The sequence below is a fragment of the Soehngenia saccharolytica DSM 12858 genome (genome assembly GCF_059568515.1).
This window is the reverse complement of sequence record NZ_JCANTN010000023.1, coordinates 18167-31067: the sequence shown is the minus strand read 5'-3', so window position 1 is coordinate 31067 and position 12901 is coordinate 18167. Positions and strand designations below refer to the sequence as shown.

Here is a 12901-nt window from a genome sequence, read left to right as displayed (position 1 = left end):
GATAAATGAGATAAAGAATGCTTTTAGATATGGTTATACTAATGGACCAACTGAAGGATTTAACAATAAAATTAAGGTATTAAAGAGAATATCTTTTGGGATAAGGAATTTTAAGAGATTCCGAAATAGAATTATTCATTGTACAAACTAGAGGGGTCAAATTTACAAGTAAATAATATATGTGGAAAACCTATATTTTAGCTAGGTTTATTTAAGTGCGCTTAAAAACCAATATACTAGTACCTATATGTAAAAATGTTCTTAAATATAGTATTGGAGCAGGATCAAAATTGATCCTACCCCAACAATTGACAAAGAGCCTATTATTTTAGCTATTAATATCCCTATGATATAATTAAGTCAAACGGAGAACAAATAAGTATTTTGTTATACAAGCTACGATAAATGATCTCTCTAACTTCTTTAATTTTCTTTAATTTTTATTGGTATTGCACATTTTCATTTTATAGAGATTTTTGTCCTCTTTGCAATATCATCCATTTTTATCAGAGCATACATATATTGTACTTTTATTGTACTTTTAGTTACTATTGTTATATCTTATTTGTTACTTTTTATCAAACAAGTTTTTAAATTCTTCCAAATCAACATATTTTATACGTCGCCCTTGCTCAGTATCTACCATATCTAATAAGATATATATTTCCTTTTCATCATTTTTATTATCTACATTTGTAAATTTTATCTTGGCTGAATATGAATCTGAATCATTGGTTTTTTTAAGTTCTTCAATACTGTATTGGACTTCTTTATATTCTTTCAAATATAAATTTGGTAATAATCTGTTCTTAATTAATCTATCAATTTCTTCTACTGTTAAAGTTTCTTCCCATGTTTTCATCCAAGAATCATCATCTAAATTATTTAACATTTCTAGATCTATTTCATCTTTACCTAATCTAATCATTTCTGCATCTAATTTTTCAATTAAATTTTCCCAATCTTCTTCAGAATAATTAAATTGTTCAAAATATGAATTTAAAAAACTCTCTATTACCTCTTTATCTTCATCTGGTATATTTTCTTCATCATTTGAATTTATGCAAGATGTTAAAAGGATCACAATTAATAAATTTACTAGAACTATGGATATTATTTTTATTTTTCTCATAGCTTAGTTTAGCGCCTCCTTTACCTATATAAAAACTCCCTAATCGAACTTCTTATGAATCTAATTTTTATTAATTTGTATGCTAATATTATTTTAATCTTATGGCTTTATCTTAATTGTTTAATTTATCACAATTTTTGTTCTATTTCAACCCCTTTTAGAATTTGTAAACAATTTGTAATAATGGTAATTTTTAACTTGTCATTAAACAATTTATAAATTAGCCGATATTGGTAAATAAGGAACAATATACAAACACTAAGAGGATGGTGAATATGAAAGGTACTGTAGTAAATATATGGTTTAACACTATAGAAAAAATAATGGGCAAAGAAAAAAGAAATGAAGTGATGAGAAAAAATGGCTGGAATCCAGATAAATTAATCACTCCTCTGGAAGAGATCGATGACCAAAAAATACTTAGTCTTATGAGCGCATTTGCAAAAGAAAACAACATGAGTTCAAATGAAATGTGGAGAGTTTTAGGTCAAAACAACATTAACTCTTTCTATAATTGGTTTCCTTCTTATTTTGAAAAAAATTCAGCCAAGAATTTCCTAGCATTGATGGACAAAGTACACACTCAACTTACTAAAATGATTCCAGGTGCAAAACCTCCAAGGTTAATTCCTGAAGATGTTGATGACAATACCTTGATAATTACTTATAAGTCCAAAAGAGGTTTAATTGACTATTTTCTAGGTCTTATAGAGGGCACTGGAGAATTTTTTAACGAGAAAATTGAATCCGAGATACTAGAAAAAGATGTAGATAGCGAAGGAGTACATGTAGTAAGGGTAAAGCTTCATTTTGAAAAAGGAGATAAAAAACATAGAACCTATAAACTGTCAAAAATATTGTCACTGGCATTCATAAAATATGCGCCTGTTAAAATTGCCATTTATCCGACTATATTGACATTCGCACTCATTGCGATATTGAATGGTTTTTCTGACTACATTCTTTTAATAAGTGCACCACTAATTGTATTTTTATCCACTTTGCTTGTGTCTAGAACAATCATCAAGCCATCTTTAGATTTGCCTGATGAAATTAAAAAACTTGGCGAAATTCAATTGGATGAAGATTTAATTGTGCACACTAATGACTACAATGAAATGTTGTTCCAATCAGTAAACGAATCAAAAAACAGGTTGAGAGAAGAAATAACGTATTTTAAAGGTGGAATGGATGACTTGTATTCATTCATTGGCAAATTTTCAAAAGTTGCGGAGAACTTGGGAGATGTTTCCGACTCAATTTCAAAAGCAGTTCAAGAAGTTGCTGACGGTGCAGTACATCAAGCAAATGAAGCTGAAAACTCCGTAAGCATTTTATCCGACAATATAGAAATGATAGATAAAATAAGCAAAATGCAATTGGAGGGCAAAGAAAGCCTAGGTAAAGCTGTGGATCAAATAGAAACTTCTTTTGACAACCTTGAGAAAGTTTCTACTAATCTTGAATTGGTAAAAAATAATTTTTCAAATGTAAACAAGCAAGGTCAAGAATTGAGTAAAAATATCAAAAGCACTATTGAAATTGTAAACACAGTTGAAAGCATAGCTGAACAAACAAATCTCTTGGCTTTAAATGCGTCCATTGAAGCTGCGAGAGCAGGAGAAATGGGCAGAGGTTTTAGTGTTGTCGCAGAAGAGATCAGGAAATTAGCAGAAAATTCAAAAGGTGCTGTAAATATAATAAACTCAAGCTTAAACGAATTCACAAAAAGTGTCAACAGCATGGTTGGGCAGATTAATGACCAGTTTATACAATTGGAGACAGGCACTCAGACTGTGGCAGATGTAGTTAAAGACAGTAGATTGGCTTCAAATATGATAAATGATGTCAAAGATATGATTTCTGATATATCAGAAAAACTCTTATCTGAAACGAAAAAAATCGACAAAGTTTTTGAAAACATCAACAACCTCGCTGCAATAACACAAGAAAATAGTGCTACATCAGAAGAAATGAGCGCAAATGTTACCAATTTCTCCTCAGAAATTGTAAGTTTGACTGAAAACATCAAAGAACTCGAGGAAGTAGTTTCATTCTTGAAAAATGAATTGAAGAGATATACCCTATAAGAAAAGCCACTGGCTTTTCTTTTTTGTTTATTGAAAGTATAAGCTATTTAATATACTATAAATGTGTGACTATATAATAAATGGAGGTAAATGTATGGGAAAATTTGCTTTTAAAGGTGGTTTGTTGATAGATGGTAGCGGGAAAAATCCCGTAGACAATTCTCTGGTGCTAGTTGATGGTAAAAAAATAAGCTATGCTGGCAAAATGGTAGAATTTGCTGATGACTATGAGGTAATTGACATAGATGGCAAAGTGATCATGCCGGGACTTATCGATACTCATCTTCACTTTAGTGGAAATCTCTCAGATAACGACAGCGAGTGGGTATTGGAGCCAGTTGAGCAAAAGGCTGTAGTCGCAGTAAGTCAGGCTAGAGAAGCCCTATTGCATGGATTGACTTCAGTAGGCGAAATATCTCGTTTCGGAATACATATTAGAAATATGATAGAACAGGGGATAATTGAAGGGCCTAGGGTTGTAGCAACAGGCCTTGGCTTTTGCAGAACTGCAGGACATGGAGATAGCCATAAATTGCCTTTGGAATACAACAATATTTCCCATCCTTGGGCAGAAAGAGTCGACGGGCCATGGGAATTGAGAAAAGCAGTTAGAAAAAGACTTAGAGAAAATCCTGATGCCATAAAAATCTGGTCTACGGGCGGGGGTATTTGGAGATACGATGCTAAAGCATATACACACTACACAATGGAAGAAATCCAAGCAGTAGTTGATGAGTGCAAAATGGTTGAAATACCAGTATGGTCTCATGCTGAAGGATATGAGGGAGCATTGTTTTCTGTAAAAGCCGGCGTGGATGTGATCATACATGGTCAAGAATTAAACGAAGAGTGCTTACAGATAATGAAGGAAAAAGACATAACATTTTGCCCAACACTTCAATTCTTCTATGAATGGTTTACTGTTTATGAGCCTCCATATAGAAAGATACTGGATAACTATCCAGGAAACACAACCGCAGAAAAAGAACTAAACCGCATTATTGACAATCTAAGAAATGCGAAAGAAAAGGGAATTAGGATAACTGTGGGATCTGACTCATTTTGCTCTAGTCTAACACCATATGGAAAATATGCGATAACTGAAATGTACGCCCTGAAAAATGCTGGGTTTAGTGAAATGGAAGTAATAGTTGCTGCTACAAAAAATGGCGCAGAAATGCTCAGAATTGATGAGATAACAGGAACTCTAGAAGCAAATAAATTTGCTGATATATTAGTATTGGATGAAAATCCATTAGACGACATCAAAAACTTAAATTCTGACAACATGAAAATGATAATGAAAGAAGGAAAATTTGTAAAAAGAAATTAGGCTAGGGATTTCCCTAGCCTTTTAAAATTCTATTCCATGTTCAAATATGTCCTCATCTTCCAAGATGAGATTATTGTATGCAGTTATAAATGCCCTCCCTGTTATTTCAGGAATTATGCCTTTGAAGTCTCCCACTTCACCTTCTTTTATTACTCTTCCTCGTAGTTGGCTTCCTAAAACACTAATGGATAAAATGCTGTCATTTATGTCAATTTCTTTTTTATGGTACATCAATGCGAGTTTTGCAGATGTGCCAGTTCCACATGGCGATCTGTCGAATTGATCTTCGCCGAACACCACTATGTTTTTATAACCATTCTGGCCATCTTTTAAAGGATCATAAAATTCTACTAAATCCACTGTGTTAATGTTAGGCAAAAGTGGATGAACCACTTTAAAGTTTTTGTTGATGTATTCTCTGATTTTAATTCCTAAATCCCTGAATTTGTATGTGTTCTCTTTATTTATTTCAAGCCCGAATACATTTGCAGGCACCATTGCGAAGAAATTTCCACCAAAGCATATATCTACATTAAAACTTAAATATTCGTCTAAATCAACTTCTATATCAGTAGCATATACAAATGATGCCACATTTAAGAAACTAATCTCTTCTACCTTATCTCCATTTACTTTCGCATTTACATCGACAAGTCCCGCGGGAGTGTCTATCTTAAAACTTGTTATCGGTGATTCTTTTTTAATAAGGCCCATTTCTAAAGCAACTTTTGATGTGCCAATTGTCCCATGGCCACACATGTTTAAGTATCCGCCATTGTCCATAAATATTACGCCAATGGAGGCTTCTTTGTGCACAGGTTCAGTTATTATCGAGCCAAACATGTTTTCATGTCCTCTCGGCTCTCTCATCAAAAACTTTCTCAAATCATCTAGATTATTGCTTAAATACTTTCTCTTTTGTGCCATATCTTCTCCTAATATAGGCGGAAATCCACCTACTACAACTCTTGTGGGTTCACCTGCTGTATGAGAATCAACTGTGAATATATTTCTTTTCAGCTCCATATTATCGTCCTTTCTTAAACTTTTGCGATGTATTCATAATCTAATGGCACTATCGTCGCTGGAGTAGTTATTTCTACTAAAGCTTTCAGCGTGTCTTTCAAAATTCCCATTTGCATATCCACATTGTTTGGTTCTCCAACATTTGCGCCCATCGGAACTCTAGGTGCAGCTACTCTTGGCGCACCATTTTGTTTAGCTACTGGTGGCAATGCTGCAATTAGTATTGTAGGTATGCCTATTTTTTCGATTGTTCTCTGCAAAATCACGGCAGAGCGATGGCAAGTGCCTCACCCTGCTGTGAGTACAACTGCGTCGACTTTTATCTCTTTTAATTTTTCCGCAATTTCTGGTCCAGTGACATTTGTAAAAGCTTCAATGTCGCCTCCGCCGCCCATTGTCCCGAAATGCAATTCAGCAACTTCTTTAATGAAGCCCTCTTGCGCCAATTCTTTAAGTCTGTCTATTGGGAACATGCAGTTTATGTCTTTATTGACATCTGCATTGTCATATCCTCCATGGCTTACCATTAAATCCTTTCCCGTAGCCTCTCTTGGTATGACCCTGTAACTTGTATCCCCTGCTAAATTGAATCTTTTATCAGTTTTTAAATGCACTCCAGCACCTGTTACTAAAGCCACTTTCATTTCGTTTAATGGTTTTGTGACTGGTGTCCATACTATTTCAGGCGTTATAGGGACATATATTTCTGATTTAAGGTTCTTTACTGCTGTTAGTTTCATATCATATTCCCCCCACTTCTTTTTTGTATAACTTCTGGGTAACTCAACATAAAGGAAACTTCATCTCCCAATTTTATTTCATCATCCGATATGATCATTCTTCTTGAAAGACTGAGTCTTCCTAATCTTCCATTCATCTCTATGACCACAGCCATATCAGAAATATCCGTAATGACTCCAGTGTATAATCTAGGTTGCAAATCGTATTTAATTTCTTTCATGGTCATCTTCTCTTTCGTAAATTTCTAATCTCTTTTTGCTTTTCTTTAAAATTGTCTCATTAGGAGATAACTCTATTTTCTTACCCGTTGCTTCTTCAATGAGTTTGATATTTGATAGTTTTACATCTTTATTGTATTTTCTTTCAGCTGGTTGAATTCTCTCTCCAGCCATCTTTGCTTTCAACATGTATATGGCTCTAATAGCGTCTTCTTTGGTCAAACAGTTGTTTTCCAATATCTCGTTTTCAATCCCTTGACTAGATTTATTCAAATCAACCAATGCATCCATGTATTTGTTTCCTACTACGAGCTGACCTTGTACTCCGGCAAAGGTCATTCCCACGACCTCGATACCTCGTTTCCCGATCTGTTCGATATGGCTTGCAAAGTCGATATGATTGTTTCCAAAGCCTTCTGTAGTGACAATAGCTCCATCCACATTCATAGCTTCTACAGTATTTCCCAAAAGTTTTGACACATAAAATTTCTCGCTATTTATTTGAGGTGATCCTACCAATACAACGGCATTTAAGTCTATCTCTTCATCGTTTAACATTTCCAATACCAGAGGTTCCCTAAAGTAATGTCTTGAAGTCTCTTTTGATGCAGGTCCTATGCAAGTAAGCGCATGAATGCAACCATCTAAAAGTTGCAGCGGCGTAACTACTACTGGGACATTCCCTAAATCAACATTCGCTTTAGCTCCGTCAATTCCGACAGGTTCATATGGCATAATCAAATTGTCATGCATTGCACCTTGTCCCATTATTTCTTTTACAATGACAGCTTTCTTCCTTCCTGCTCTTTTCTTGTGTTCGAATGTCTCCTCTTTATACACTAAATCTTCATCTGCCTTCTTTAAGGCGATTCTGATTTCTTTAGTTATGACCTCTGTTGCTTTATGTGCTGCCAGTGGCCCTGGCCTTTCCATGTTCTTCTCTTTCTCGATAACCACTTTTGTCTTAATGAGTATGTCTCCATAGTCAGGAGAACCAGCTCTGTTAAACATTATATTTCTGTCCATTTCACCCTCGGATGATCCAAATTCCGATATTTGGAAACCTCTCTCGTCAATGCCGGTCACCACCATGCACACTCCATCCAAAACCCTCGTGATGCCCTCCCCAAGTTCTCCTTCCTCTTTAACGGCAATAGGTTGAACATCCATTATAGTGTCACTGTATTTTGAGTAATCATTGCTTTTTATAATATCTAATGAAACATCTATGATAAGTGGATCTGCTGATTTTGCCTCTTCAATCAGTCCTTTCCTCAAAGTTAAAGTACTGCCTTCAATTTTAGTTTCTTCACCAAGTACCACTTCATCAATTTTTATGTGTTTTCGAGTTAACTTTCCCAATACCTTTTCTTCTTCAATTTCATTTTCGCCTTGAAGTTTCTCTTCTTTTTGAGTATATAATGGCAATTCTTGTGCATTTTGATTTAAAGTAAATAGTGGAAATTCAAGCTCAATGTCTTTGCCTTCTCCAATTTTTATCTTAACGCTTGGCATATTGGTTTGTAGATTTGCCGCCATATTTGTTGGTTTGTTCTCGACAAGAAGTTCTTTTTCTTCCTGTTTGTATTCTCCCATCTTTGAGTTATTGTCTCTTTTTACTCCCTCAACATAACTTTCCGTCAAAGCTGTTAGTGCATCAGCTGTCTTTTTTAATTTAAGTCCCAACACTTCGCCAATTTTAAGAGCGTTTTCAGGAATATTAAGTAAATTTGAATCGATTAAATCGGGTATTATCTCTGGGTCTTCAAGCATTGAAGGTTCTATTGTCTTGCCTTCTTCAAATCTACAACAAGTAACAGCATAATCGTCCTTGTGTAGAAGCGCTTTTTCTAAATCGATTGACATCTATATCACTCCTATAATTTTATTCTTCTGATCAGTCTATGCCCGTATGCTCTTAAAATATGGTCTGTGCTGTGATAAACTCCAACTCCTAACCTAGGAGCTACCTCCATTATGGTATTCGTTCAGTGTTGACAGCTACCAACTAAGAGCGCTTCGGCACCTTGTCTTTTTAAATTCAATACTGATTCTGCTTGTCCAGGACAGACTCCTGGAAGATTGCATCTAAGCCTGTTGTTACCTATATCTTCCATTCTCTTGCAATTTATGCTTGCAACTACTTCTGCATTCATTCCTTGTGCAATTTCTCTTAGCCTTTCAATGCTTGCACCACATTCACAACCCAATAATCCAAGTTTTCGCTTTTCAGTTGGAAAAGGCATGCTCACAGATATCCCACCTACAACTTTTGTGACAGGATAAGAAAAATCTGCTTTCTTTCCAGTAAAAGCTCCTCCTGCAACTATTTCTCCAAAAGGTTCTATTACTCCTTTAGACTTATCAATCATATCTTGAAAGCTCGTACCTACTGGAATATCTAAATAGACTTTCCCGCGAGGACTATCAATCACTCTTCCTCCAACTGTCAAATCCTTGTCTATGACGGGTTTTCTCTTGTCGATGCACAGGGCGATGTTTTTAAGCGTTTCAACATTTAAAACTACAGCCCCTACTTTTAATGGGAGTTCTCCAGGTTTTAGTTCAACATTTAATAGCTCTCTAACTAAAACTCTTTCATCTCCGGATGGATAGAGATCTTTTACATATTTTATTGAAATATTCTCGCTCCCAATTGCATTGTTTAATGCTTTTACTGCCTCTGTGTGCTTTTCTTTAATCGCAATTATAGCTTTTTTTACATTTAGTGCTTGCATAGCTAAACTTATGCCGCGAATTATTAAATCTGGATACTTAGTCGCAAGTTCTATGTTGTGATGTAAATTTGGCTCGCACTCGCTAGCATTTGCAATTAAAATTCCATCCACAAGCTCAGATTTAAGCTTTATGTGAGTTGGAAAACCAGCACCTCCAGCACCGACAATGCCTGCATCTTCAATCATCTCAATCAATGAATCCTTTTTATCTAATTTGATGAAATTGTCCTTATCTATATTACTAGCTTCAATGATAATGGAATTTTCATTTACAGCTGTCACGACTCCGCTTGCGCTTGAATGTATATTTGCACCAAGTCCATTTGGAATTGCTATGAGTTGACCTCGTTTTACATATTCTCCTTTAGATACAATAGGTTTTGCTATTGCACCAGCTCCTTGCCTCAACAGTATATTTAATATCATTTTGCACCTCCTATCATTGTTAATTATATGTCATAACCAAATGCAATTTTTATGCCATAGAGCTAAATACTGTTTTTCAGAAAATAGGGACCATAAAAAAGTCTAATATTTGACACTTATGTCAAATATTAGACACATCTATTTTGTATGCATTTATTTTATAGTGTAGGGTTGAGCGTGGAATTCCCAATATCTTTGCAGCTTTAGCTATGTTTCCATCTGTGTTTTTCAATGTATTCACTATCATTGATTTTTCATACTCACAAAGAGCATCTCTCAAAGTCTTTTTATCGTTGTCATAATATATTTCTGTGTTTTTAAGTATGTATTCAGGCAAATCCTCTCTTCTTATGACATCTGAAGAAGAAAGTATTACAATTTGTTCAGCTGCATTTTTTAATTCTCTGATATTGCCTTTCCAACTGTATTTAGTCAATATTTTGACAGCCTCTTTGTCCAATTTAAATTTCGTTCTCTTTTTGTCTTTAGCAGCTTCTTTTAAAAACTGTTCAAGCAATGGTATGATGTCCTCTTTTCTTTCTCTTAAAGGCGGTAAATTAATTCTTATAACATTTAATCTATAATATAAGTCTTCTCTAAATTTGCCTTCCTCAACTAGTTTTTCTAAACATTTATTTGTGGCAGCTATTATCCTCGTATTTATATCTATGTACTTCTCTGCCCCAACCCTTTTTATCTGTTTATCCTCTAGTGCTCTCAACAGTTTAGATTGCATAAATAAAGGTAAATCAGCTATTTCATCGAGAAATAATGTGCCATCCTTTGCCATTTCAAAAAATCCTTTTTTACCTGAGATGTTAGCTCCTGTAAAAGCTCCTTTGTCATAGCCGAAAAATTCACTCTCAAATAAGTCATTGGGTATTGCACTGCAATTTACAGGGATAAAGCTCCCCTTTACTTTGCTTTGTTCGTGGATTGCCCTTGCAAACACTTCTTTCCCCGTGCCACTTTCGCCAGTTATCAAAATGCTTGCCGTAGTTGGTGCTGCTCTTTTTGCTATCTCTATCATTGTTTGCATTTTTTTATTTTTACTTTGAATTGAATTCCAAGAGCCTGTCAATCTCATTATCTCTTCTTCTAAAAACTCAGCTCTTTCTTTTATCTTCTCAAGTTCTTCATTTATGCTTCTGATGTCAGATATGTCTTTTTCAGTGCTTATTACTCCTTTAAACTCGCTGTCAATGATTATAGGCGCGGCATTTATTATTATGTGACTTCCTTCCCTTGGAGAATGATAGACATCTCTATATATCTTCTTGTTCTTGGCAACTTCTATTGCTATGGCATTCGAAAAAAAACTATCGATTCTTTTCCCGACAATTTCCTTTCTATCGATATTATAGAGTTCTTCTGCATACTTATTCCAATACTTTACTATGCAATTTTTGTCAGTTATGCAAATAGCTTCTTGGAGATTATTCAACAGCGAATCAACAATTTTTATCATATTCTCTTCATCTTCATAAGAATACATAATATCCACCTTTATATTTATATTTGTGTTTATTTATATTATATCACAATATGGATTTAAATATAATCGGACCTCTAATAAGCTATATTCCTGCTTATCTATTAAATTTATTCATTAATATATTAAATGGTTTATTTAGTGTAATTGATTTTTTAAATAATCATATAATTATAAATTCATCAATGTTATAATTTTATCAAAAAGAAAAGGAGTGAAAGCAATGGGAGATTATACAAAGATGTGGGAAAGTTTAAATATTGATTTGGAAAAACACGATATATTATGTGAAGCTTTGCCTGTACAATTCACAGATACATATTTAACTCAAAATAACAGACCTGAGGCTATGAATTACTTTAATTTTGTAGTAGCAGAAATTCATGGAGCAAGAATATTGGAATTGGAAAATCACAAGAAAAATGGCGGTAAAGTTGTAGGAACTTTCTGCGTTTTTGTACCAGATGAAATAATATTAGCTACAAATGCTATCAGTGTAGGTCTTTGTTCTGGGAGCCAATTTTGGATTGAAGATGGGGAAAAGGTTTTGCCAAGAAATATATGCCCACTTGTAAAAGCATTTACTGGGGCAAAGGTTAGTCAAACCTGCCCATATTTCCAATCGTGCGATATGATAGTTGGAGAAACCACATGTGATGCCAAGAAAAAGGCATGGGAAATAATGAATGACTATATGCCTGTCCATGTCATGGAACTACCTCAGATGAAACGTGATAAAAATATAGAACAGTGGAAAGATGAAATTAAATTATTTATTGATAAGATGGAGGAATTGACTGGAAATAAAGTCACTGTTGATAATTTAAAAAATTCAATTGAGTTAATGAATAGAAAAAGGAGAGCTTTAAAACATCTATATGATCTTAGAAAACACATTCCATCTCCAATAAGCGGACTTGATGCACTTTTAGTTAGCCAAGTAGCTTTCTCTGATGATCCTCTGAGATTTATTGAAAAAACCGAAGAATTATGTAAAGAGTTAGAAGAAAGAGTAAAAGACCTTAAACCGAATGGCAAAAAAAGAATTATGGTAACCGGTACTCCTATGGCACTTCCAAATTGGAAATTGCATAAAATAGTTGAAAACCTAGATGCTGAAATAGTTCTAGAAGAAACTTGCACAGGTACAAGGTATTTTGAAAATGAAGTTTCAACAGATGGAAATACTGTCGACGATCTAATTGACAATTTAGCTATAAGGTATATGGATATAAACTGTGCTTGTTTTACACCAAATGAAGGCAGAGTTGAAGATATATTAAAATATGCAGATGAGTACAATGTAGATGGTGTGATATATTATAATCTATCGTTCTGCCACACATATTCAATAGAACATGAAAGAGTTTCAAAAGTGCTAAAGGAAAAAAATATACCTTTGCTTAAAATTGAAACTGACTATTCTGAAGAAGATGAAGGTCAAATAAAAACTAGGGTAGAGGCATTTTTGGAGATGATTTAATTGACAAGGCATTATATTTTATTTCCAAATTCAAATCAAGGAATTAAATTGACCAATTGTTTGAAAAAAGAAAATATCTCATTCGTAATATCTCCAACGCCAAGGAAACTATCGACTTGTTGCGGGATATCAGTAATCTATGACAAAGAAAACGAGGACAAAATAAAGCGAATCATTGAACAAGAAAATATTGAAATAAATGGATTTTTTACATTAGATTGA

The 12901-nt window shown here is 34.2% G+C and carries 13 protein-coding genes; 5 read left to right on the top strand and 8 right to left on the bottom strand.

All coding sequences use genetic code 11. The features are described 5' to 3' along the window. Positions 1 to 151 (top strand): transposase (locus tag BO51_RS07255; RefSeq protein ID WP_496485372.1); only part of this gene is annotated, 151 nt, incomplete at its 5' end. 417 nt (positions 152 to 568) lie between these two features. Here BO51_RS07255 and BO51_RS07250 read toward each other — a convergent pair. After that, positions 569 to 1132 carry a hypothetical protein gene (locus BO51_RS07250; protein WP_135270278.1) on the bottom strand — a complete coding sequence of 188 codons (564 nt, stop codon included), beginning with the start codon at positions 1130 to 1132 and terminating at the stop codon, positions 569 to 571. Positions 1133 to 1407: 275 nt separating this feature from the next. Between BO51_RS07250 and BO51_RS07245 the strand changes: the two genes are divergently transcribed. Further along, complete coding sequence (locus tag BO51_RS07245) at positions 1408 to 3222, top strand: heme NO-binding domain-containing protein (RefSeq protein WP_496485368.1); 1815 nt, start codon at positions 1408 to 1410, stop codon at positions 3220 to 3222. 94 nt (positions 3223 to 3316) lie between these two features. Then, positions 3317 to 4555, top strand: coding sequence for a metal-dependent hydrolase family protein (locus BO51_RS07240; protein ID WP_496485366.1), 1239 nt, complete (start codon positions 3317 to 3319; stop codon positions 4553 to 4555). Between the two features lie 21 nt (positions 4556 to 4576). On the opposite strand, the gene BO51_RS07235 is transcribed toward BO51_RS07240, so the two are convergent. The 7 genes from BO51_RS07235 to BO51_RS07205 form a co-directional block, all read right to left on the bottom strand. Beyond that, positions 4577 to 5581: a proline racemase family protein gene (locus BO51_RS07235; protein ID WP_496485364.1), complete on the bottom strand. Its 1005-nt coding sequence runs from the start codon at positions 5579 to 5581 to the stop codon at positions 4577 to 4579. Between the two features lie 14 nt (positions 5582 to 5595). Beyond that, positions 5596 to 5841: a hypothetical protein gene (locus tag BO51_RS07230; protein WP_496485362.1), complete on the bottom strand. Its 246-nt coding sequence runs from the start codon at positions 5839 to 5841 to the stop codon at positions 5596 to 5598. Between the two features lie 27 nt (positions 5842 to 5868). Continuing rightward, positions 5869 to 6321: a glycine/sarcosine/betaine reductase selenoprotein B family protein gene (locus BO51_RS07225; RefSeq protein WP_496485360.1), complete on the bottom strand. Its 453-nt coding sequence runs from the start codon at positions 6319 to 6321 to the stop codon at positions 5869 to 5871. Then, positions 6318 to 6542: a CBO2463/CBO2479 domain-containing protein gene (locus BO51_RS07220; RefSeq protein ID WP_496485358.1), complete on the bottom strand. Its 225-nt coding sequence runs from the start codon at positions 6540 to 6542 to the stop codon at positions 6318 to 6320. The genes BO51_RS07225 and BO51_RS07220 overlap by 4 nt, the downstream gene beginning before the upstream one ends. Continuing rightward, on the bottom strand, positions 6529 to 8406 hold the full coding sequence (gene prdA / locus BO51_RS07215) for a D-proline reductase (dithiol) proprotein PrdA (RefSeq protein WP_496485356.1): 1878 nt from the start codon (positions 8404 to 8406) through the stop codon (positions 6529 to 6531). Before prdA ends, BO51_RS07220 begins: the two co-directional genes overlap by 14 nt. Before the next feature lie 11 nt (positions 8407 to 8417). Continuing rightward, the gene (gene prdC, locus BO51_RS07210) at positions 8418 to 9704 is read right to left on the bottom strand and encodes a proline reductase-associated electron transfer protein PrdC (RefSeq protein ID WP_496485355.1); all 1287 of its coding nucleotides are present in this window, start codon (positions 9702 to 9704) and stop codon (positions 8418 to 8420) included. Positions 9705 to 9825: 121 nt separating this feature from the next. Continuing rightward, a complete protein-coding gene (locus BO51_RS07205) occupies positions 9826 to 11199 on the bottom strand; it encodes a sigma 54-interacting transcriptional regulator (protein WP_496485353.1) in 1374 nt (457 codons plus the stop codon). Between the two features lie 220 nt (positions 11200 to 11419). Here BO51_RS07205 and BO51_RS07200 point away from each other — a divergent pair, with 220 nt between their 5' ends. Continuing rightward, a complete protein-coding gene (locus BO51_RS07200) occupies positions 11420 to 12679 on the top strand; it encodes a double-cubane-cluster-containing anaerobic reductase (protein ID WP_496485351.1) in 1260 nt (419 codons plus the stop codon). Then, the gene (locus BO51_RS07195; protein WP_463260942.1) at positions 12680 to 12901 is read left to right on the top strand and encodes a putative Se/S carrier protein; all 222 of its coding nucleotides are present in this window, start codon (positions 12680 to 12682) and stop codon (positions 12899 to 12901) included.